Source organism: Streptomyces malachitofuscus (assembly GCF_055571035.1).
The window spans coordinates 48540-69089 of record NZ_JBVIGA010000011.1 but is presented as its reverse complement, the minus strand read 5'-3'; the positions used below and the strand labels follow the sequence as shown (position 1 = coordinate 69089).

The 20550-nt window shown below is 73.0% G+C and carries 25 protein-coding genes; 10 read left to right on the top strand and 15 right to left on the bottom strand.

Annotation, left to right across the window (positions count from 1 at the left end; all coding sequences use genetic code 11):
* Positions 1 to 14 precede the first annotated feature (14 nt).
* The gene (gene mgrA / locus ACZ44S_RS17715; RefSeq protein WP_466929873.1) at positions 15 to 1007 is read left to right on the top strand and encodes an L-glyceraldehyde 3-phosphate reductase; all 993 of its coding nucleotides are present in this window, start codon (positions 15 to 17) and stop codon (positions 1005 to 1007) included.
* Positions 1008 to 1552: 545 nt separating this feature from the next.
* A complete protein-coding gene (locus ACZ44S_RS17710; protein ID WP_466929871.1) occupies positions 1553 to 1963 on the top strand; it encodes a hypothetical protein in 411 nt (136 codons plus the stop codon).
* A gap of 22 nt (positions 1964 to 1985) precedes the next feature.
* Here the strand turns inward: ACZ44S_RS17710 and ACZ44S_RS17705 are convergent, their stop codons facing one another.
* Genes ACZ44S_RS17705 through ACZ44S_RS17695 form a run of 3 tightly spaced genes read right to left on the bottom strand, consistent with a single transcriptional unit; the run spans position 1986 to position 4332 of the window.
* Positions 1986 to 3257, bottom strand: a complete 1272-nt coding sequence (locus ACZ44S_RS17705; protein ID WP_466929868.1) for a streptophobe family protein — start codon at positions 3255 to 3257, stop codon at positions 1986 to 1988.
* Positions 3258 to 3316: 59 nt separating this feature from the next.
* Positions 3317 to 3751 carry a PRC-barrel domain-containing protein gene (locus ACZ44S_RS17700; protein ID WP_466929865.1) on the bottom strand — a complete coding sequence of 145 codons (435 nt, stop codon included), beginning with the start codon at positions 3749 to 3751 and terminating at the stop codon, positions 3317 to 3319.
* The gene (locus ACZ44S_RS17695) at positions 3748 to 4332 is read right to left on the bottom strand and encodes a PRC-barrel domain-containing protein (RefSeq protein ID WP_466929864.1); all 585 of its coding nucleotides are present in this window, start codon (positions 4330 to 4332) and stop codon (positions 3748 to 3750) included. The genes ACZ44S_RS17700 and ACZ44S_RS17695 overlap by 4 nt, the downstream gene beginning before the upstream one ends.
* A 146-nt stretch (positions 4333 to 4478) precedes the next feature.
* Between ACZ44S_RS17695 and ACZ44S_RS17690 the strand changes: the two genes are divergently transcribed.
* Positions 4479 to 4934: an ATP-binding protein gene (locus ACZ44S_RS17690; protein ID WP_466929862.1), complete on the top strand. Its 456-nt coding sequence runs from the start codon at positions 4479 to 4481 to the stop codon at positions 4932 to 4934.
* A 27-nt stretch (positions 4935 to 4961) separates the two neighbouring features.
* Here ACZ44S_RS17690 and ACZ44S_RS17685 read toward each other — a convergent pair whose 3' ends face one another.
* Positions 4962 to 5849 carry an RNA polymerase sigma factor SigF gene (locus ACZ44S_RS17685; RefSeq protein ID WP_466929859.1) on the bottom strand — a complete coding sequence of 296 codons (888 nt, stop codon included), beginning with the start codon at positions 5847 to 5849 and terminating at the stop codon, positions 4962 to 4964.
* A 244-nt stretch (positions 5850 to 6093) separates the two neighbouring features.
* Here ACZ44S_RS17685 and ACZ44S_RS17680 point away from each other — a divergent pair, with 244 nt between their 5' ends.
* On the top strand, positions 6094 to 6489 hold the full coding sequence (locus tag ACZ44S_RS17680; protein ID WP_466929857.1) for a helix-turn-helix domain-containing protein: 396 nt from the start codon (positions 6094 to 6096) through the stop codon (positions 6487 to 6489).
* Positions 6490 to 6515: 26 nt separating this feature from the next.
* Here the strand turns inward: ACZ44S_RS17680 and ACZ44S_RS17675 are convergent, their stop codons facing one another.
* Complete coding sequence (locus tag ACZ44S_RS17675) at positions 6516 to 7118, bottom strand: ClpP family protease (protein WP_190163336.1); 603 nt, start codon at positions 7116 to 7118, stop codon at positions 6516 to 6518.
* Positions 7118 to 7774 carry an ATP-dependent Clp protease proteolytic subunit gene (locus tag ACZ44S_RS17670; RefSeq protein WP_466929854.1) on the bottom strand — a complete coding sequence of 219 codons (657 nt, stop codon included), beginning with the start codon at positions 7772 to 7774 and terminating at the stop codon, positions 7118 to 7120. Before ACZ44S_RS17670 ends, ACZ44S_RS17675 begins: the two co-directional genes overlap by 1 nt.
* Positions 7775 to 7981: 207 nt before the next feature.
* Between ACZ44S_RS17670 and ACZ44S_RS17665 the strand changes: the two genes are divergently transcribed.
* The gene (locus ACZ44S_RS17665) at positions 7982 to 8464 is read left to right on the top strand and encodes a VOC family protein (RefSeq protein ID WP_466930234.1); all 483 of its coding nucleotides are present in this window, start codon (positions 7982 to 7984) and stop codon (positions 8462 to 8464) included.
* Between the two features lie 216 nt (positions 8465 to 8680).
* Here the strand turns inward: ACZ44S_RS17665 and ACZ44S_RS17660 are convergent, their stop codons facing one another.
* Together ACZ44S_RS17660 and ACZ44S_RS17655 are read right to left on the bottom strand one after the other, a co-directional pair.
* A complete protein-coding gene (locus ACZ44S_RS17660) occupies positions 8681 to 9556 on the bottom strand; it encodes an aminoglycoside phosphotransferase family protein (protein ID WP_466929851.1) in 876 nt (291 codons plus the stop codon).
* Between the two features lie 72 nt (positions 9557 to 9628).
* Complete coding sequence (locus tag ACZ44S_RS17655; protein ID WP_466929848.1) at positions 9629 to 10534, bottom strand: SGNH/GDSL hydrolase family protein; 906 nt, start codon at positions 10532 to 10534, stop codon at positions 9629 to 9631.
* 167 nt (positions 10535 to 10701) lie between these two features.
* Here ACZ44S_RS17655 and ACZ44S_RS17650 point away from each other — a divergent pair, with 167 nt between their 5' ends.
* Together ACZ44S_RS17650 and ACZ44S_RS17645 are read left to right on the top strand one after the other, a co-directional pair.
* On the top strand, positions 10702 to 11496 hold the full coding sequence (locus ACZ44S_RS17650) for a VOC family protein (protein WP_466929846.1): 795 nt from the start codon (positions 10702 to 10704) through the stop codon (positions 11494 to 11496).
* 41 nt (positions 11497 to 11537) lie between these two features.
* Positions 11538 to 12236 (top strand): ribonuclease H family protein, encoded by a 699-nt coding sequence (locus tag ACZ44S_RS17645; RefSeq protein ID WP_466929844.1) that lies wholly within the window; start codon positions 11538 to 11540, stop codon positions 12234 to 12236.
* Between the two features lie 10 nt (positions 12237 to 12246).
* Here the strand turns inward: ACZ44S_RS17645 and melC2 are convergent, their stop codons facing one another.
* Genes melC2 through ACZ44S_RS17630 form a run of 3 tightly spaced genes read right to left on the bottom strand, consistent with a single transcriptional unit; the run spans position 12247 to position 13741 of the window.
* Positions 12247 to 13077: a tyrosinase MelC2 gene (melC2, locus tag ACZ44S_RS17640; RefSeq protein WP_466929841.1), complete on the bottom strand. Its 831-nt coding sequence runs from the start codon at positions 13075 to 13077 to the stop codon at positions 12247 to 12249.
* 35 nt (positions 13078 to 13112) lie between these two features.
* Positions 13113 to 13493, bottom strand: a complete 381-nt coding sequence (melC1, locus tag ACZ44S_RS17635; protein WP_466929840.1) for an apotyrosinase chaperone MelC1 — start codon at positions 13491 to 13493, stop codon at positions 13113 to 13115.
* Positions 13494 to 13519: 26 nt separating this feature from the next.
* Positions 13520 to 13741, bottom strand: coding sequence for a hypothetical protein (locus ACZ44S_RS17630; RefSeq protein WP_466929838.1), 222 nt, complete (start codon positions 13739 to 13741; stop codon positions 13520 to 13522).
* 95 nt (positions 13742 to 13836) lie between these two features.
* Between ACZ44S_RS17630 and ACZ44S_RS17625 the strand changes: the two genes are divergently transcribed.
* Positions 13837 to 14820: an aldo/keto reductase gene (locus ACZ44S_RS17625; protein ID WP_466929836.1), complete on the top strand. Its 984-nt coding sequence runs from the start codon at positions 13837 to 13839 to the stop codon at positions 14818 to 14820.
* Between the two features lie 9 nt (positions 14821 to 14829).
* Here the strand turns inward: ACZ44S_RS17625 and ACZ44S_RS17620 are convergent, their stop codons facing one another.
* Positions 14830 to 15168 carry a hypothetical protein gene (locus tag ACZ44S_RS17620; RefSeq protein WP_466929834.1) on the bottom strand — a complete coding sequence of 113 codons (339 nt, stop codon included), beginning with the start codon at positions 15166 to 15168 and terminating at the stop codon, positions 14830 to 14832.
* 149 nt (positions 15169 to 15317) lie between these two features.
* Between ACZ44S_RS17620 and ACZ44S_RS17615 the strand changes: the two genes are divergently transcribed.
* On the top strand, positions 15318 to 15815 hold the full coding sequence (locus ACZ44S_RS17615) for a DUF6328 family protein (protein ID WP_466929831.1): 498 nt from the start codon (positions 15318 to 15320) through the stop codon (positions 15813 to 15815).
* Between the two features lie 52 nt (positions 15816 to 15867).
* On the opposite strand, the gene ACZ44S_RS17610 is transcribed toward ACZ44S_RS17615, so the two are convergent.
* The gene (locus tag ACZ44S_RS17610; RefSeq protein ID WP_466929829.1) at positions 15868 to 16293 is read right to left on the bottom strand and encodes an SsgA family sporulation/cell division regulator; all 426 of its coding nucleotides are present in this window, start codon (positions 16291 to 16293) and stop codon (positions 15868 to 15870) included.
* Between the two features lie 105 nt (positions 16294 to 16398).
* Positions 16399 to 17370, bottom strand: coding sequence for an LLM class F420-dependent oxidoreductase (locus ACZ44S_RS17605; protein WP_466929828.1), 972 nt, complete (start codon positions 17368 to 17370; stop codon positions 16399 to 16401).
* A 72-nt stretch (positions 17371 to 17442) separates the two neighbouring features.
* On the opposite strand from ACZ44S_RS17605, the gene ACZ44S_RS17600 reads away from it, so the two are divergent.
* Positions 17443 to 18915: a serine hydrolase domain-containing protein gene (locus ACZ44S_RS17600; protein WP_466929825.1), complete on the top strand. Its 1473-nt coding sequence runs from the start codon at positions 17443 to 17445 to the stop codon at positions 18913 to 18915.
* On the opposite strand, the gene ACZ44S_RS17595 is transcribed toward ACZ44S_RS17600, so the two are convergent.
* Entirely contained in the window at positions 18874 to 20508 is a 1635-nt protein-coding gene (locus tag ACZ44S_RS17595; protein WP_466929824.1) for a serine/threonine-protein kinase, read from the bottom strand. The two genes, ACZ44S_RS17600 and ACZ44S_RS17595, sit on opposite strands and share 42 nt — an antisense overlap.
* Positions 20509 to 20550 lie beyond the last annotated feature (42 nt).

The following is a 20550-nucleotide window of genomic DNA, read 5'->3' as shown; positions in this document are numbered from 1 at the left end:
CCTCTGGAGTCGCGTTGTACACCGCACACCCCGACCGTTACGCGGACATGCCCTACCGGCGCACCGGACGCAGCGGCCTGAAGCTCCCCGCGCTCTCGCTCGGCCTGTGGCACAACTTCGGACCCGACCGTCCGGCCGAGACCCAGCGCGCCATCCTGCGCCGAGCCTTCGATCTGGGCATCACCCACTTCGACCTGGCCAACAACTACGGGCCGCCGCCCGGAGCGGCCGAGAGCGCCTTCGGCGAGGCACTGCGGACGGACTTCGCGCGGTACCGCGACGAGCTGGTGATCTCCACCAAGGCCGGCTACCTGATGTGGCCGGGCCCGTACGGCGAATGGGGCTCGCGCAAGTCCCTGCTGTCCTCGCTGGACCAGAGCCTGAACCGGATGGGCCTGGAGTACGTCGACATCTTCTACTCGCACCGCTTCGACCCGGAGACTCCCCTGGAGGAGACGATGGGCGCCCTGCACACGGCCGTCCAGCAGGGCAAGGCGCTGTACGTCGGCGTGTCCAACTACTCCGCCGAGCAGACCCGCGAGGCCGCCCGCATCCTCGGCGAGCTGGGCACGCCGCTGCTGATCAACCAGCCCCGCTACTCGATGCTCGACCGCCGCCCGGAGGACCAGGGCCTGATGGACGCCCTCGACGAGCTCCAGGTCGGCTCGATCGCCTACTCCCCGCTGGAGCAGGGCCTGCTCACCGGCCGCTATCTCGACGGCATCCCCGAGGACTCCCGGGCGGCGGGCGACAGCCCCTTCCTGAACACCGACGCCGTCACCGGGGAGCTGGTGGGCCGGCTGCGCACGCTCAACGAGATCGCCGCCTCCCGGGGACAGACCCTGGCGCAGATGGCGCTGTCCTGGGTGCTGCGCGGCGGCCGTCTCACCTCCGCCCTGGTCGGCGCCAGCAGCCCGCAGCAGCTTCAGGACAGCGTGGCCGCCACCCGCAACCTCGACTTCACCGAGGACGAGCTGAAGCGCATCGACGCGGTGGCGAAGCGGTAGTCCGCCCGGTGGACCGGGATCACGCCCCCGTGGGCGTCCGGTCCACAAGCCGTACACGGCAAGGCGCCGGCTCCCGGCGTCGTGCGGGTGGCCGCGCGGCCCACTCGTTCATCCCGTGCGGGGTGGGTGGTGGCGTGGCCCGGTCACGCTCCCCGCGTGCAGGTCGGGGCCGCGGGCGACGGCAGCATCGGCACGGGCGTACGTGCTCACGGTGAGCGCGCCGGGAGGCCGGGCCGGCCGGTCGGACGCCGGCTCCTGCCGCGACGCCCGGTGCGCACACCCCGCTCGTGCCCGCCGGTCCGGCCGACTGCGTCCGAGGTCATGCGGCCCGCCGCTCGACGCCCGTACCGTTTCGGCCAGTCACCCCCGTGAATATGCCAGGAGACTGGCCGGAAACACATGGTGACAGTGTTTCAGCGGTGAACATACTCGACAACGAGAGCGCTTCACACCGCGCGACGGCGCCCTCACGCACAGCATGCGAGCCCACGGGGGCGGGCAGCCGGCCCGTCCCGGCAGGCGCGCAACGCAGCGGGGGAGGGAACGTGCACGACGAATTCCTGTGCCATGTCACCGCGTACGGGATCTGCGACGGCCGGCGCATCGGCGTACCCCTGGGCACCTACCGGGCGCCCACCCTCGCGCTCGCCCTGTGGTGGCTGCGCGACCGCGCCTCCTGGATCGCCGAGCGGCTCGACCCGCGGCCCGAGGCCGAGCACTTACCGCCGGGCGCGCTCGTCCCCGTCCCGGACGGCGTGCCCGACGTATCCGCCGTGCTGCGCGCCTGGTGCGCAGACGTCGACCGGCAGGAGGAGGTGGCCGAGGCGCTCGCCGCCGGACGGATGGTGCGCGTCGCCACCGGCGACGACACCACCGAATACGAACTGCTGGCCGAATCCGTGGACGCCCTGCGGATGCAGCGCGCCGCCCGCGTGCTCGGGGTCCCGGTCGCCTGACCGGAACCGGCCCGGGGCAGGGTCAGCGGCCCGCCCGACCGGCCCGCCGGCGCACCGCCCGCGCGGCCCACGCTCCGGCGAACCCGGCGACCAGCCCCCACAGCAGGGCCAGCCCCAGGGCGCCCAGCAGCCGGGAATTGAGCAGTACCTCCCCGGAGAGCCCCTCGGCGAGCTCACCGATGCCCAGCACGGACAGACCGATGCGTGCGGAGATCCGGGCCGTCAGACAGATCATCAGCACCGTCAGCGCCAGGGCCACCCCCATGTGCACGGCGTGCCGCAGGATCCGGACGTCCGCGGGGGACAGGGCCGCCGTCACGAAGGCGACGGCCAGCAGCAGCACCGCGTCCACCACCAGCAGCCACCACCACCTGCCCCCGTCGTGCTCCACCAGCGTGCCGAGGTTCAGCTCGGACACCTCCGGGGTGCGCAGCACCTCGTCCAGCACCTGCGGCATGGGCAGCCCGAAAGGGCCTTCCACCCTGCCGTCCCAGGTGGCGCCGAGCCCGAGCGTCAGCGCGAGCCAGGCCACGTTGGGCAGCCCGAGCAGCACCACGGCAAATGTCTCGACCGGGTGGCCCCGGGTGGCGGCGACGACCAGGGCGATGACGAGACAGATGACGACGGAGGCGAGCAGCAGCAGCACCATCGCCTGCGCCGCGGGACGCGCCGAAGCCTGGAAGCGCAGCAGCCCGGCGGGCAGCGGGGCACCGCGGGACACCAGCAGCGTCACCAGGAGCACCCCCGCCAGCCAGACCAGGCCGATCAGCATGGTGAGCGGCACGTCGGCGGCGAAGCCGGCCACCGGCCGGATGCCGAACAGCTCGCCCAGGTCCCCGAGCGGACCGTCCCCGAGGGAGATCTCGAAGGTGTGCCGCGCGGCGAGTCCCAGACCGAGGAGCGCCAGCAGCCACAGTGCGGCGATCCGCGCGGCCCACCCGGCCAGCTCGGGCGCCCCGGCGACCGCCCGGCGACGCAGCGGACGCAGGAAGCACAGGCCGACGACCAGCGCCCCGGTGAGCGTGACGGACAGCGGAATGACCGCCAGTCCGCCCTCCGTTCCGGCCAGCCCGCCGGCGTCCCCGGAGAGCTTCACCGTGCCGCCCACGGCCGTCACCAGCGTCGCCGCGACCACCTGGGGGAAGGCGTCGCCCGGCAGGCCCGTCGCGCCCGCCGCCCAGAGCCCGAGGGCCGCCACGACCGCCATGGCGACCAGCGCGCCGAGGACCGTGACCAGGGCCTGGACCCAGCCGTGCGGGGCGACCGCGGGGCGGGAGGACGTGCGTGCGCTCACGTGTGCACGCTAAGCAGACCCCGCCGACGCCGCCTGCCGGGAGGTCCGTACGCGTCGTGCTACACCCGGTGGTGCGCGGTGCCGGAGCGGACCACCAGGGCGTGGTCGCCGAGACCCAGGAGACGGTCGGGCGGCAGCTCGCCGCGCGTCGTCAGCACCGCCTCGATGCGCGCCGTCACGGGGTCGAACGCCGCGTCGAGCACCGTGCCGCGCTCCTCGCCGCACTCCGTGAGCACCCTGCTCCCCAGCAGTTCGCGGTGGGGCGGGACCTCGTGCGGGCCGCCGGCCGAGCGCACGACCAGCATGTCCGGACCTGCCGCGCGCAGGGAGTTCCACGCCACCACGGCCCCCTTGCGCAGCCGCCCGCGCCCGATCCGGACATGGGTGACCCGCCAGGGGGCCCCGTCCACGGTGAGTCCTCGTACCTCGCCCACCCGGTCCGCGTCGCCGGGGGTCAGTACGGGCAGCCCGCGCACCCGTGAGAACAGCATCATGGGGCCACATCCCTCCCGCGGTCGTGGCCGGCGCCGGCACGGGCCACGAAGGCCGGCAGGTCGTCGGTCACGTACGTCCGCGCGTGAGCGGGGATCACCAGGGTCCGGCCCGTGAGGCTCACCGCCTCGCCCCGGGGGACGTACACCCGGTGCCGGCGGTGCCGGGAGCCGTGCACCAGCTCACGGTGCGCGGCGAGCCGGAACGCGACGAGCCGGCCACTGGTGCCGCCCTCGACCAGGATGTCGAGCACCGTGCCCACCGTCTCGCCGTCGTCGGTCAGCACCTGCGCCCCGAGCAGCCGCCCGCGTGCGGCGTCCCGGCGCGCCGCCGACAGCGGCAGGTCGCACAGCGCGCCCGCGTCGCGGACCATGACCGCGTGCCGGCCCAGACAGTGCACCGCGGGCCAGGGCAGGTCCCGCGGCAGGGGCCCCGACAGCAGGGTCCGGCCGGTGAGGGTGAAGCTCGCGATCCGCCCGGCCGACGTGTCGAACACCGTGTCCCTCACATGGGCCACGGCATCACCGCCCAGCGTCACCACCGGCAGCGTCGTGAGGGCCCGCACCGCCGTCAGTCCGTTCATGGCACACCCTTCCGCCCGGCCCCGCGGAATCCGGGTTCCCCGCCCGCGGGACCGGACACCGATCAGGTGGGACTGCGCCGCCGGAGTCGGGGTACCAGGACTGGTGCAGATCGTTTTGGCCACCCGGCCTCGCAGAGAGAACACGCATGACCTATCACCTGGACGGGGCAGTGATACCGACTGGTTTCGACGTGCCCGTGGAGCCGCTGCGGCGCGCGGCACACTTCACCGGCGAGCCGGGATGCATCGCCGAGGCGCGGGCCTTCGCCGCGGCATTCCTCGAGCAGCTCAGGACCGAATGGTGCGCCGTCATCGACGCGCGCGCCGACGGCGCGGTCCTGCTGGTGGTGAGCGAACTGGTCACCAACGCCGACCGGCACAGCGAGGGCCCGTACATCCTGGAGCTGGAGGGCACCGACACCTCCCTCACCGTGGCGGTGTACGACAGCAGCGGCACCCTGCCCCGCGTCTTCCCCCGCGACCCCGAGCGCGTCGGGCGGCACGGGCTGGAGATCGTCCGGGCGCTGGCCCGGGACGTCGGCGTGGAGCGGGTGCCGGTCGGCAAGTGCGTACGCGCGGTGCTGAGCCTCGTCCCGGGCTGACCGGCCCGGCACCCGCGCCCCTCTCCGTCAGGCGCAGCCGAGTTCGCCCAGCATCCCCTCGCGCAGACGGGCGATGATCCGCTTGATCAGGCGGGACACATGCATCTGGGAGCAGCCGAGGCGCTCACCGATCTCCGCCTGGGTCGCCTCCTCCACGAACCGCAGGTGGATGATCTCCCGGTCGCGCTCGCTGAGCTCGGCCATGAGCGGTGCGAGCGCGTGGAAGTCCTCGACGAGCCGCAGTCCCTCCTCCTCGACCCCGATGAAGTCGGCGAGGACCGCCTCGCCGTTCTCCGGGCCGTCACCCGTGAGCGCGGCGTCCAGCGACGAGGAGTTGTACCCGTTCGCGGCGATCTGTCCCTCGACGACCTGCTGCTCGGTGATGTTCATCAGCGTGGCCAGCTCGGCGACCGTCGGCTCCCGGTCCAGCCGGCTGGCGAGCTCCTCGCGGGCCTTGGCGAGCTCGACCCGCAGTTCCTGCAGCCGGCGCGGCACATGCACGGCCCACGTGGTGTCACGGAAGAAGCGCTTGATCTCACCGACGATGTACGGCAGCGCGAAGGAGGTGAACTCGACCTCGCGCGAGAGTTCGAACCGGTCGATCGCCTTGATCAGACCGACCATGCCGGTCTGGACGATGTCGTCCATGTCGTCGCCCCGGCCGCGGAACCGCCCGGCCGCGAACCGTACGAGGGACATGTTCATCTCGATGAGGGTGTTGCGCGCGTACTGGTACTCGTGCGTCCCCTCCTCGAGTTCCGCCATGCGCCGGAAGAACTGCCGGGACAGCTCCCTGGCGTCGCGGGGTGCGACGGCGCGCGGGTCCGCCACGTCCCGCAGGTCTCCGCCACCCGTCGCGGCCTCGGTGGGCCCGTCGACTGCCTGTGCCTGCGACCGGATCACGGCGGTCTTCATTGCCTCTCCCCACGAACGTCATGGCTGCCACGTGCCTGAGCCTCGCGAGTACCCAGCTCGTACGGACCTATGCCCACCGGTTCTCAGGAAGCCCCGTGAACCGGTGCGCACAGGTCGTCATGTCTGTGTCCGAGGGTACGCCGACCCGGTCCGCGGGGCAGCCCGAACGGACCGTGGGGCCGCCTTCTCTCAGGGCGGAACGCCGCTCCCTTCCCCTCCGGGCCGGAATTCCTAGGCTGAGAAGGTGACCCATCAAGCGCCGAACCACGCCCGCGTCATTCCCCTGCGACCCGATGCGTCCCCCACGGCCGCGCCGGCTCCGGCCCCCGCACCCAGAGAGCCCCTGTGGCGCGACCTCGTCGGCGACGTGCTGCGCAGGGAACGGCTGGCCCAGGAACGGACGCTGAAGGACGTCGCCGACGCGGCCCGGATCTCCATGCCGTATCTGTCGGAGGTGGAGCGGGGCCGCAAGGAGGCCTCCTCGGAGGTCCTCGCGGCCGCCGCCCAGGCGCTCGGCCTCGGCCTCGGCGACCTGCTGTACCGGGCCCACGGCGAACTGGTCCGCGTCACCAGCCGGCGCACCCCCGCCAACCGGGGCGTGTCCGGCTCCGCCCACAACGGACTCTGCCTGGCCGCCTGACCGCGCCCGTCCCGCCGCCCGGCGCCTCAGACAGGCGCCAGGCGCCGGGCCAGCACCTCGTCGGCCAGGCCGTAGGCCACGGCCTCCGCGGCGGTGAACACCTTGTCGCGGTCCATGTCCGCCCGCAGCGTCGCCACGTCGTGGTGCGTATGCCGGGCCAGCACCTCCTCCACCTGGGAGCGGATCCGCACCATCTCCTTGGCCTGGAGCGACAGGTCGGACGCCGTTCCGCGTGCCCCGCCCGACGCCGGCTGACCGAGCAGCACGCGCGCGTGCTCCAGCACGAACCGCCGCCCCGGGTCCCCGCCCGCCAGCAGCACGGCCGCCGTGGAGGCCGCCTGCCCGACGCAGAACGTCGAGATCGGCGCCTGCACGAACGTCATCGTGTCGTAGATCGCCATCAGCGAGGTGAACGAGCCGCCGGGGGAGTTGATGTAGACGGCGATCTCGCTCTCCGGAGCCGCCGACTCCAGATGGAGCAGCTGGGCGATGACCACGTTGGCGACACCGTCGTCGATCTCGGTCCCGAGGAAGATGATCCGCTCGGACAGCAGCCGGCTGAACACGTCGTACGAACGCTCACCCTGCGGCGTGCGCTCGACGACGTTCGGAATCGTGTACGTCCCCATCACTGCAGCCCCATCCTGCGCCGTGTCGCGGCCGGGCGGACGTCGTCCAGCGACTCCACCACCCGGTCGACCATCCCGTACTCCCGCGCCTGCTCGGCCGTGAACCAGCGGTCCCGGTCGCCGTCCCGGGAGATCGTCTCCGGGGTCTGTCCGGTGTGCTCGGCGGTGATCCGCTCGATGGTGTGCTTGGTGAACTCCAGGTTCTCCGCCTGGATCTCGATGTCGGCCGTGGTTCCGCCGATGCCGCCCGACGGCTGGTGCATCATGATCCGCGCGTTCGGCAGGGCGTAGCGCTTGCCCGGCGTGCCGACGCAGAGCAGGAACTGGCCCATGCTGGCCGCGAACCCCATCGCCAGCGTGGAGACGTCGTTGGGGATCAGCCGCATCGTGTCGTAGATGGCCAGGCCGGCGTGCACCGAACCACCGGGGCTGTTGATGCACAGGCTGATGTCGGTGCGGGGGTCCTCGGCGGACAGGATCAGCAGCTGTGCGCAGACGCGGTTCGCGGAGACCTCGTCGACCTGCGTGCCCAGCAGCACGATCCGTTGCGCGAGCAGCTGGGCGGCGAGATGGTCGTCGAACCGGGTCGGCGGGGTGTCGCCCTCCTCGGCCCGGGGCAGCATGGCCGGCCGTGGGCCGGCGGTGAGTGGAGACATCGGCGCTCCTGGGGTCGGAACGCGGCCCGTGTGACCGCGTGTCACCCACTGTCGGGGGGACGGGCCGGCCGGTGGGGAAATCTCTGCCCGCGGCAGATTCGCCACGGGCAGAGCGCCCGTTCCGCACCCGGTGCGCCGCGCACCGATGAGTTCCGGCGCGCGCGGGAGTCGACACCCATGACCGCGATCCACCCCCAGGAGGTACTGATGAACACCGACGGATTCACCACGTGTCTGTGGTACGACGGCCAGGCGGAGGAGGCCGCGAACTTCTACGTCTCGGTCTTCAAGAACTCGAGCCTCGGCGACGTCGTCCGCAACACCGGCGCCACGCCCGGCTCGGAGGGATCCGTGCTCACCGTCGAGTTCACCGCCAACGGCCAGAAGTTCGTCGCGCTCAACGGCGGACCCGAGTTCACGTTCAACGAGGCGATCTCCTTCCAGCTCGACTGCGAGGACCAGGCGGAGATCGACCACTACTGGGAGAAGCTGGTCGAGGGCGGCGGCGAACACGGCCCGTGCGGCTGGCTCAAGGACCGGTTCGGCGTCTCGTGGCAGGTCAACGCGTTGCGGCTGACCGAGATGATCAGCGACCCGGACCGGGAGAAGGCCGACCGCGCCCTGAAGGCCATGATGACCATGGGCAAGCTCGATATCGCCGCCCTGGAGAAGGCGTACGCGGGCGAATGAGGCCGGGCGGGGGCGGGACCGGTGACGCGCCGGTCCCGCCGCCAAGGCCTGTCGTCCGGATCACGCGGCAGACGCGGGGCCGGGCGCACGCACCTGCTGCGTTGTCGTCGATTGCGGGTGCTCCGCATCGACGCCCTCCTGCGCCTCGCGGCCGCACGCCCCGGGCCCCGTTCACGTCGCCGCCACTTCCCCGCGGCAGGAGCCGAACGGCAGGCCCTACCCGCGTTCGGCCAGGAGCTCCCCGATCACATGGCGTGCGTTCGCCGCGAGGTCCGGGTTGGAGTCCCAGTAGTACGGCAGCTGGATCAGCGCGATCGACAGGGCCCAGCCCCGCCCGCGCGCCCATTCCGCCTCGCCTGCGCCCACCGCCTCGCGGAAGTCGCCCCGCACCTCGGCGGGCAGCAGGTTCCACGCGACGATCAGATCCACCGCCGGATCGCCCACGCCCACGGAGCCGAAGTCGATCACCGCGGTGAGCCGGCCGTCGGCGGTCAGCACGTTCCCCGGCGACAGGTCACCGTGCGCCCAGACCGGCGCCCCCGTGTACTCCGGGGCCGCCAGTGCCTCCTCCCACAGCGCGGTCACCGCCTCCGTGTCGGTACGCCCGGCCGGCTGCGCGATCGCCTCGCGCGTCGCCGCGTCCCGGGTGGAGAGGGGAACGCCGCGGTGGCACGCGGGCGCGTCCGCCGTGCCGAGCGCGCGCAGGGCGGTGAGGTACGCCGCGAGGCCGGACGCGAGCGCACCGGGGTCCTCCACCGCTCCGGCGACCGGATTGATGCCCTCCAGCCAGCGGTACACCGACCAGGGCCACGGGAACCCGTGCCCTGCCCGCCCCTGCCCCAGTGGCTCCGGCGAGGCGAACGGCAGCCCCGGTGCCAGCCGGGGCAGCCAGCGCTGCTCGTGCGCGACGCCGTCGACGGCGCCGGGATGCCGGGGCAGCCGTACCACCAGCTCCGTACCGAGCCGGAACATGGCGTTCTCGGTCCCCGAGGACCGCAGCCGTTCCACCGGCAGCCCGGCCCACTGCGGGAACCGGCCGGCGATCAGCCGGCGCACCAGCGGGGCGTCGATGTCCCTCTCGTCGGGATGCATCCTCGGCGCACACATGCCGCCCATTCCAGTGGGGCCCGGGTGCTCGTGTCGACCGGTTTTCGCGCCGTCCGCTCAGCCGCCGCGGACGTGATCGCCGATCACCCGGGTGATCTCCCGCGCGATGCGCAGGATGCCGGGGGAGGGGACCGGGCAGGCCCTGGGCGTGGACGTCGTGGGCGCCAGACAGAAGTGCAGGGGGTCGTCGTCCCGGTGCAGGGCCGTCCGGTCGCGGCCCGGCCCGGTGCAGTGGTCCGGGTGGGCGCGCTCGTAGGCGTCGCACGGCAGGTACTGCGCCCACGTGTACCGTGCCCCCGCCGGGCTCACCGTCCTCCCCGCGTCGGCCACGAGGTCGCCCGAGCCGGCGGCCCGCCGCTCGTAGAGCGCGTTCACCCGGCGCACCCGGTCGGGGGTGACCGGGTCGGGGCCCTGCAGCACCCACACGATCCGCGGCCGGCCGCTCCCGCCCGCCGAACGGATCTGCTCGGTCAGGCGCCGCGCGTCGGCCGCGTACCGCTCGAAGTACCTCTCCCGCGCGGCGTCGTACGTGATCCCGTCCATGCAGGGGGTGTAGCCCCACGCGTTGCCCCAGAACTGCAGCACCACGTAGTCCGGCCGCAGCGACCGCACCAGCGCCGCCGCCTTGTCCGACGCCGGCACGAGGGAACGCTCGGCGGAACCCTCCAGGTAGTCGCAGAGCGTGGTGCCCGAGTGGGGGGCGCTCGTGTAGCGTGCGCGCAACCGTCCGCGCAGCTCCTCGCCGAGCACCTTCCGGCTCTCCATCGCCAGGGAGTCCCCGAGGTACAGCACCGTGGGAGGGTCCACGGCCGGTGCGGAGGCGGCGGGCCGCTGGTGCGTGGTGGCCGACGGCTGCGGCGAGGCGGCTGGCGGCGGCCCGGCCACCGGACCCGACGACGGATCGGTGCACCCGCCGAGCAGCACGGCGGCGAGCACCACGGACACGATCCACGGCTTGCGCATACGAAAGGCTCCCCGCCCGGCCGGCGAAACGGCCCCCAGGCAAGCACAGCCGGGGCCGCCGGGGAAGACGCACTTCCGGCCGGGCCGCCGCTCGGCGCGCGGGCCGGGGCGGCGGTGGCTAGCGTGGGGAAGCGGACCGACCACGCCGTCCGGAGAGGGCCGCAGCCATGGCCGTACAACCCGAAGGGGCCCCCTGCTGGGCCGACGCGATGTTCGACGACCTCGAGGCAGCGAAGGGCTTCTACGGTGACGTGCTGGGCTGGACCTTCGGCGAGACGTCGTCGGAGTTCGGCGACTACACGCAGGCCTACGCCGACGGCAAGGCGGTCGCGGCCGTCGTACCGCCCATGCCCGGGCAGGAGGGAAGCTCGCAGTGGTGCCTCTACTTCGCGGCCCGGGACGCCGCCGCGACCGCCGCCCGGATCCGCGACAACGGCGGTGAGCTGCTGATGGAGCCGATGCAGGTCGGCGACTTCGGCACCATGTGCCTCGCCCGCGACCCCGGAGGGGTGGTGTTCGGACTCTGGCAGGCCGGCACCCACGAGGGCTTCGAGGCGATGGCCGAGCCCGGCGCGTACTGCTGGGCCGAGGTGTTCACCCGTGAGCCGGAGAAGTCCGACGCGTTCTTCCCCGCCGTCTTCTCCTACCGCTCCAAGCGGCTCGAGGACGAGATGGACTTCCGGATCTACGACCTCGGCGAGCGCAGCGTACTCGGCCGGATGAAGATGACGGACGACTTCCCGCCCGAGACGCCGCCCTACATCAACGTCTACTTCACCGTCGCGGACTGCGACGAGGCCGTGGCCCGGGCGACCGGGCGCGGCGGGGTGCTGCGGTTCGGCCCGATGGACACACCGTTCGGACGGTTCGCGGCGATCAGCGACCCCCAGGGCGCGAACTTCTCGGTGATCGACATCACGACCACCACGGGCGAGATGCCGAAGACGACCGAGGTGGACTGAGCGGGCGGGGCTCCCCGGCCGGTCATGGCATGATCGGACCCATGCGTGAACGTGTGGTGGCCGCGTGCGACGGGGCTTCGAAGGGAAATCCCGGGCCCGCAGGCTGGGCCTGGGTGGTCGCCGATGCGTCCGAGGCGCCGGCCCGCTGGGAGGCGGGCGCGCTCGGCACGGCCACCAACAACGTCGCCGAACTCACCGCGCTGGAGCGGCTGCTGGCGGCGACCGACCCCGCCGTGCCGCTCGAGGTGCGGATGGACTCGCAGTACGCCATGAAGGCCGTCACCACCTGGCTGCCCGGGTGGAAGCGCAACGGCTGGCGCACGGCGGCCGGGAAGCCGGTGGCCAACCAGGAACTCGTCGTCCGCATCGACGATCTGCTGCAGAACCGCTCCGTGGAGTTCCGCTACGTCCCCGCCCACCAGGTCGACGGCGACCGGCTCAACGACTTCGCCGACCGCGCCGCGAGCCAGGCGGCCACCGCCCAGGAGGACGCCGGCAGCGCGCTGGGTTCGCCCGAGCCGCCGGCGGCGCCGGACCGTCCGGCGGGCGGCGCGGCGAAGCGCGGCTCCCGCGCTGCCGGGCCGCCCCGGCAGCGGGGCGGCGGCGCGTCGTCCCGCACCGTCAAGGCGAAGTTCCCCGGCCGCTGCCCCTGCGGACGGTCCTACGCGGCCGGCGAGCCCATCGCCAAGAACGGCAAGGGGTGGGGCCACCCCGGGTGCCGGACCGTCACGAGCGCCTGAACCCGGCCGCTCAGGCGTCGAACGTGTAGTGCGGGGTGTGGTCCAGCAGATCCGCCGGGGACATGTCGTGCCACGGGCGCATGGTCTCGTTCAGATCGACCACGTCGGGCGTCCCGGCGGCCGGGAGATAGCCGGAGCCGGGGTGGCGGCGCTGCCACTCGGCCCACAGCTTGTCGACGTAGGCGTGGTGCAGCCAGAACACCGGGTCGTTGGGGGACGCCCCGGTGGCCATGTGCCCGCCGACCCACACATGGACCCGGTTGTGCAGGTTGACCCCGCGCCAGCCCTCCAGGTGGTTGCGGAAACCGTCCGAGGCGCTGTTCCAGGGCGGCATGTCGTACGTGGACATCGACAGCACCGACTCGACCTCCGCCGGCGTCGGCAGGGTGCGTCCGCCGGCGCCGAGCGCGCGCCTGAGATAGGTGCGGCCGTCCACCCCCACGGTGATCGGCCAGTTCCCGGTGGCGGCGGCGAACGGCCCGTCCGTCACCCGGCCGTCCCGGCTGCGCCCGCTGCCGCCCAGGAAGTCGGACGCCCACAGCGAGGAGCGCGCCCAGGCGCCGGAGCCGTCGCTGCTCCAGTCCCAGTACGGCAGCGCGACCGAGGCGTCCACCGACTGCAGTGCCCGCTCGAACTCCAGGAGGAATCTGCGGTGCCAGGGCAGGAAGGACGGTGAGCGGTGTCCCGTCCGCTCGCCGTGATCGGTGTCGGACATGATGAAGGCGTTGTGGGTGGTGACGAACTCGTCGTAGCGGCCGCTGCGCTTGAGTTCCAGCAGTGCGGCGACGAAACGGCGCTTCTCCTCGGCGGTCAGGCTCGCCTGGTTCTTGCGGACGGTCATGTGCGGGGTGCTCCCGGGGTGCTTACGGAGGGGGATCAGTTGGCGGGCAGGGGAAGAAGCGGGGCGCCCTGCAGTTCGTCCACCGCGGCACGGGCGGCCGCGCGCGGGGTGGGGACGGGGTCGTAGTGGCTGACGACGCTGATCCAGCTGCCGTCGGCGTTGCGCATCACATGCAGCTCCACGTCGTCCACGAACACGGCGTATCCGGGACCGTGATGGTGGTGACCGCCGGCCGCGGACGAGGCGCCCCGTATCCGGCGGCCCCGGTAGACCTCGTCGAAGTCCGCGGGGGAGCCGTGGCGGTGCCCGGCGGTGCCGGCGGCCCGTGCGGACGGGGCGAGGGCCGACGGGACACTGGCTGCGGTGGCGAGGGCGGCCGCCGTGGTGAGCGCGCGGCGACGGCTGAGTTCCGGCATACGGATCTCCTCGGGTCGATTCGGGATCAGGACCCCGCATGCTTATCGCCGGTGCCGGTAACGGGAGAAATGCCGCCGAGGCGGTTGGCCGCGATCCGGGCAATTGCTGTCATGTCGTACAGGGTTGAACGAAGATGATCTTGCTGTGAGGTGCCGGTCCGCAGGGACGGAAGAGAAAATTCCGCTCCATGCGGCACGCCTGCCGGATGATCTTCCGCGGGTGGTGTGCGTCCTGTGGCCGGCGTCACGCCGCGAGAATGGCGCGATCCCACGGGAGACCCGCGCCGGCCGTCGGCGGACCGGTGCCCGAGCCGCCCGCCGTGACGGATGACAGACTGGCGTCATGGACGAGCGCACATTCGACAGGTCGGGTCAGCACGCCTCCGTGGTCGGTCTCGGCACATGGCAACTCGGGGCGGACTGGGGCGACGTCGACGACAAGGAAGCACTCGCGGTCCTCGAGGCCGCCGCCGAGTCGGGAGTCACCTTCTTCGACACCGCCGACGTCTACGGAGACGGACGCAGCGAGCAGACCATCGCGTCGTTCCTGAGCGGACGGCCCGATCTTCACGTGCTGGTCGCCACCAAGATGGGCCGCCGGGTCGATCAGATCCCCGAGAACTACGTCCTGGACAACTTCCGCGCCTGGAACGACCGTTCACGGCGCAACCTCGGTGTCGACCGCATCGACCTGGTGCAGCTCCACTGCCCGCCGACCTCCGTCTACTCCACCGACGAGGTCTTCGACGCCCTCGACACCCTGGTGGCGGAGGAGCGCGTGGCCGCCTACGGCGTCAGCGTGGAGACCTGCGCGGAGGCCCTGACGGCCATCGCGCGGCCGAACGTGGCGAGCGTGCAGATCATCCTCAACCCGTTCCGCATGAAGCCGCTGCGCGAGGTGCTCCCGGCCGCCCGCGAGGCGGGCGTCGGCATCATCGCCCGGGTTCCGCTCGCCTCCGGACTGCTGTCCGGCAAGTACACCCGGGACACCGTCTTCGCCGAGAACGACCACCGCACCTACAACCGGCACGGCGAGGCCTTCGACCAGGGCGAGACCTTCTCCGGCGTCGACTACGCGACCGGTGTCGAGGCCGCCGCCGAGTTCGCCGCGCTCGCCCCCGAGGGATACACCCCGGCCCAGCTGGCCCTGCGCTGGATCGTCCAGCAGCCCGGTGTCACCACCGTCATCCCCGGCGCCCGGTCGCCCGAGCAGGCCCGCGCCAACGCGGCGGCCGCCCGGCTGCCGGAGCTGTCCGACGCGACGCTCACGGCGATCGGCGACCTTTACGACCGGCGGATCAAGGACCAGGTGGAAAACCGCTGGTAGCGGCGCGGGTCACGGCTCCAGGAGCAGCTGCCGCTCCTGCTCCTGGTCGCCGGAGGCGGCGCCCTCGTCGCGCGTGGTGAAGGACCGCCTGAGCGCGTCGCCCGCCCGCCGTACCGCGTCCGGGGTGCCCTGCACGGTGACGGACACCGGCGCGGACAGCGCCTCCGCGTCCGTCGGCCCGTCGGTCCCTCGCCCCTCCCCGGCGAACGTCGCCACATGGACCGTCGCCTGCGCATCGGAGGGGCGCTGGTCCGGCGCCCCGAACGCGCCCTCCAGCGCGCGCACGACCGCCCGGGCGTCGTCGACGCCGCCGCCGCTGAGCGTCACGGTGAGCTGGGTGTCCGTCATGCGTCCCACGACCTCCCGGCCTCGGTGTCATCGCCGTCCGTGTAACCGTGGCCCGGGCCGCCAAACCGGCGATCCGCCCGGGGAGTACCGCGGCTTTCGGGGAATCCGGGAGAGGAGACCCACCGAGGCCGCGAGTACAGGGAGGCACTGTGTCGGACACGGAGCGGGGCGGGACCAGGCGCCGGGGGCGGAACGAGACCGAGGAGGAGAGAGCGGACCGGATGTGGACGGAACTCATCCAGGAGGTCCGCGTCGCCCAGATGGGCGTACAGATCCTGTTCGGTTTTCTGCTGACGGTCGTGTTCACCCCGACCTACGACGACCTGTCCGACACCGACAAGACGATCTACATCGTGACGGTGGTGCTGGGCGCCTGTGCGACCGGGGCGCTCATCGGTCCGGTGTCGCTGCACCGGCTCGTCTCCGGCCGGCTCATCAAGCCGCAGGCGGTGCAGTGGGCCTCGCGGCTCACCTTGCTCGGCCTGCTGCTCCTGCTCGCCACCACCAGCGCCTCGCTGCTGCTCATCCTGCGCGTGGCCACCAACGACGACTTCGTCCCGTATCTCGTGGCCGGGGTCGTCTGCTGGTACCTGCTGTGCTGGTTCGGCCTGCCGATGTGGACCCGGTACCGCCACACGGCGCGGTGACGACGAAGGGCGCGCGGCAACGGCCGTCCGTGCTCCCCGCGCGCCCGGGGGATCAGCGTCCCGCGAGGACGTCCGCGAGGAAGTCGTCCAGGCGGACCTCCTCGCGCCCCGGCGGGACGGCCCGGCGGGTCTCCCGCAGGAAATCGCCGACGGCCTCGGCCCACGCGAACACCACCGCGTGGTGCCGGCCGCCGTCGGCGTGCGCCTCACCGAGGAACTCCATCCGCAGCTCCCGGCCCACACCCCGGGACTCCGGGCGCAGCCGCACGTCCCCGATCCCGACCGGACGGGTCAGACCGGCGGTGACCATCTCCCGGTCCAGCTGCCAGCGTGCGAGGACCCGGCCGTCGTGACTGAACACGACGGTGACGGCGAACGGGTCGGACGGGTCGTAACTCAGGTGGGCGAGCACGGGGAAGCGGTCCGTGACGCCCGCCTGGAGCTCCACCACCAGGGTCTTGTGCACGAACGAAGTCACGAGAGGGCCTTTCGGGAAGTACCGGCGTAGGGCCCTCTAGTACCCCGCATCCGCGCGAGATGCTCAGCCCAACGGGTGAAACCCCGCGACCCGGCCTCGCGGGCGTCAGCCGAACGCTTCCCGCAGGGCCGGCAGCAGCGTCTTCTCCGACCAGTCCAGGTAGCCCGGCTGGGACTCGCCGCCGATCTGCACCAGGGCGATCTCGGTGAAACCGGCCTCGGCGTAAGGACGGACGGCCTCGACGAAGTCCGCCGGGTCGCTGCCGCACGGAATGGACCCGGCGAAGTCGTCGCGCCGGACGAACTGCGTCGCCGACGCGAAGGAGTCCGGGTGCGGCAGCTCCGAGTTGACCTTCCAGCCGTTGCCGAACCAGCGGAACTGGTCGTGGGCCCGTTCGACGGCCGCGTCCCGGTCGGGGTCGTAGCACACCGGGAGCTGCCCCACCCGCGGCTTGCCCTGCCCGCCGTGCCGGTCGAAGTCGTCGAGCAGTTCCGCCTTCGGCTCGGTGGCGATCACCAGGTCGGCGAGTCGGCCCGCGAGGGCGCAGGACCGCTTCCCGGACACCGCGATGCCGATCGGCGGCGGCTCGTCCGGTACGTCCCACAGCCGGGCCGACTCGACGTCGAAGTGGGTGCCCCGGTGGTTCACGTGACCGCCCTCGAACAAGGCGCGGATGATCTCCACCGCCTCCTCGAGCATCTCGTGCCGCACGTCCACGGACGGCCAGCCGCCGCCCACCACGTGCTCGTTGAGGTTCTCGCCCGAGCCGAGCCCCAGCCGGAACCGGCCCCCGGACAGCAGGTGCACCGTCGCCGCCTTCTGGGCCACCACCGCCGGGTGGTAGCGGAACGTCGGACAGGTCACGTACGTCATCAGCGGGATACGCGAGGTGGCCTGCGCGGCGGCGCCCAGCACGCTCCAGGCGTACGGCGAGTGCCCCTGCGACGTGAGCCAGGGGAAGTAGTGGTCCGAGGTCACCGAGAAGTCGAACCCCGCCTCCTCGGCCCGCACCACATGGTCGACCAGCTCACGGGGTCCGGCCTGCTCGGTCATCATCGTGTATCCGATTCGCACCATGCCGCCCGGGTCCCCGGCCCGGGGCGGGGAAAACGGTGGATCACCCGTCGGCCGCCCGGGCAGGATGGCCCCATGACCGAGCGCTCACTTTCTGCCTCCGCCCCCGCCGCGCAGGGCGTCGACGCGTCGGGCGTCCACGCCTTCCTCGACGCCGTCGAGACCGCCCCCGGCATCGAGCCGCACAGTCTGATGGTCCTGCGTCATGGACGGCTCGTGGCCTCCGGCTGGTGGGCCCCCTACACCGCGCGGCGCCCGCAGCAGCTGTACTCGCTGAGCAAGAGCTTCACGGCGACCGCCGCCGCTCTCGCCGAGAACGAGGGACTGATCGACTTCGACGCCCCGGTGCTCTCGTACTTCCCGGAGTTCGAGGCCGACATCACCGACCCGCGCAGCCGGGCGATGCTGGTCCGGCACGTGGCGTCCATGGCCAGCGGCCACGAGGACGAGACCGTCGACGCGGCGTTCGGCACCGACCCCGCTGAGCCCGTACGCGGATTCCTGCTCCAGCCGCCCCAGCGCGACCCGGGCACCCTCTTCGCGTACAACCAGCCGTGCACGTACACGCTCGGCGCGATCGTGCAGCGGGTGACCGGACAGTCCCTCACCGACTATCTCAGGCCCCGGCTGTTCGACCCGCTGGGCATCGGCGAAGCCGTGTGGGAGCGGGACCGGACGGGCCGGGAGATCGGATTCAGCGGACTGCACGCCGCGACCGACGCCGTCGCGCGGCTCGGCCAGCTCTATCTGGACGACGGGGTCTGGCAGGGCCGGCGGCTGCTTCCCGAGGGGTGGGCGGCCCGCGCCTCGCGGCCGCACATACCGACCGCCGGAACCACGCTGGTGGGGGACCGGCAGGACTCGAACCGCGGCTACGGGTACCAGTTCTGGGTCTCCCGGCACGGATTCCGGGGCGACGGGGCGTACGGCCAGTTCTGCATCGTCCTGCCCGAGCACGACGCGGTGATCGCCGCGACCACGGCGACCGAGCAGACGCAGGAGTACCTCGACCTGGTCTGGCGGCACCTTCTGCCGGCCTTCCGCCCCGCCCCGCTGACCGGCCGGGAGGACGCCGACATCGCCCTGCGCGACCGCCTCGACGCGCTCGCTCTCGCCCCGGTCGACGGCGGCCCGACACCGCCGCATCGAGACCGGCCGGACGCCCGGTTCACCCCCGAGGGCGGCGTCTGCGCCGACCGGCCGAAGCTGACCGCGGCCGCGGTCACGGCGGACGCCGGCGGCTGGACGCTGCGCCTGACGGAGGACGGCGAGCCGTTCGACGTGCGGTGCGACGGACCGGGCTGGACCGTCACCGAGCAGCCCGTCCCGGTCGCCGTGAGCGGCGGCTGGACGGGCGGGGACACCTTCACGGCGGACGTGGTGTTCCTGGAGACGCCGCACCGTCTGCGGGTCCTGTGCTCCCTCGCCGACGGGACCTTCCGGGCCCGCTGGCTCACCCGGCCGCTGAACCACCGGCCCCTGCGCAAGCTGCGTGCCCCGCGCGGCTCAGTCCGTGCCCGGGCGGAACGTCCGCAGGAAGGTGCGTAGCGCCTCGCGGCTCGCGGGTTCCTCCCAGTCGGCGGCGGGCGTCGTCCAGCGCAGCGAGAAGCCGCGCCCGCCGCCCAGCAGGAAACCGCGGCCGAAGGTGCGCAGCCGGGTGCCGCCGTCGTCGGCGTACCACTCCATGTCGGCGGCCTCGCGGCCCCGGTAGGTACGCGCCTCGATGGCGCCGATCCGTTCGTAGCCGCCGGACCGCTCCAGCGGCGGCTCCACGTCGTCCCGCCACACGGCCACGGCGTCCGATCCCACGCGCTCGCTGTAGGTGACGGCCAGCGTGCGCGGATCCCCCTCGGCGCCGAAGGTCACGCGATAGGCCAGGTCCGCGGCACGCGAGGTGTCCAGCCGCTCCCAGCCCTCGGGCAGCGCGACGGAGAAGCCCTCAGGGGCGCTGTAGGTCCGGAAGCCGGGCGGGAGGCCGCCCGTGCCCGACGGGGAGGGGGAGGGTGCGGCCGAGGCCGAGGCCGAGGCCGAGGCCGTGGCGGACGGCGGGGCCGGGTCCGACGCACCGGGGTCGCTCCCGCCGTCCGGTGCGGCGGGACCCGTCGGCGCGGACGCCGAGGCCGGCGGCGCCTCGGCCGCGGAGTCCGCGCCGGAGCCGGTGCCCGGCAGCCCCTGTGTCGCGGCGAGCACGGCGACCGCCACGGTGACCACGGCCGAAGTGGTGCCCAGCACCATGGTCCTCCTGCTCAACTCGACGCCCGCTCGGCGCAGTTGCGCGGTGTACGCACCGCGCAGCCGCGGGCCCGGCACCGACGCCTCCACGGCCCCGGGATCCTCCCGGAGCACACGCGTGAGCGCCTCCCGCACCACCTGGCGGGTCAGCCGCTCCCGTGCGTCCCTGCGCAGCAGCCCCTGGACCACCCGGGTGAGCGGCCCGGACCGCACCGGAGTGCGCAGCGGCAGCCGGTCCACGGCCTTCAGCGTGGCCTCCGGCCGTCCGCGGTCCCGGAACGGCGGCCGGCCCTCGAGCATCGTGTAGAGGATCGCCCCCAGCGCCCACAGGTCCGCCGCGGGACCGATCCGCTGGTCCCGTGCCTGCTCCGGAGAGGCGTACGCCGGTGCCGTGAGCCGGGGCGCCGAGGTGCTCCCGGCCAGACCGAACCCGGTGACGACGACCGGGCCGCCCTCGCGCAGGAACACCTGACCGGGACTGAGCTCACCGTGCGTGATGGCCTCGGCGTGTGCGGCGTCCAGCACGTCGAGCACCTCCAGCGCGATGCGCGCGGCCCGTACGTAGTTGAACGTGCCCTGCCCCGCGAGGACTTCGTCCAGGGGAGTGCCGTCGATCCAGGCGGTGACGGTCCACAGACAGCCGTCCGTCTCGACGGTGTCGACGACCGTGGCGATCCGGCCGGGACACAGCCGGTCCACGCTCTCCGTGGCCCGCAGGACGCGCGAAGGGGTGCGCCGGGCGGTCTCGCCGGCGTCCTGCGGCAACTCGGTCCGGGTGGCCAGGCACGGGCGGCCCGTCTGCAGGTCCTCGGCGTACCAGCTGACGCGGTTGGTCTCACGATGCGTGATCTCGACCAGCCGGTACCGTCCGGCCACCGGTTGGTCTGTGGAGACGTGCGCCCTGCCCATGGCCATCCCTTGTCGAACCGCTGGATCCCGCTGTCCCCAGTG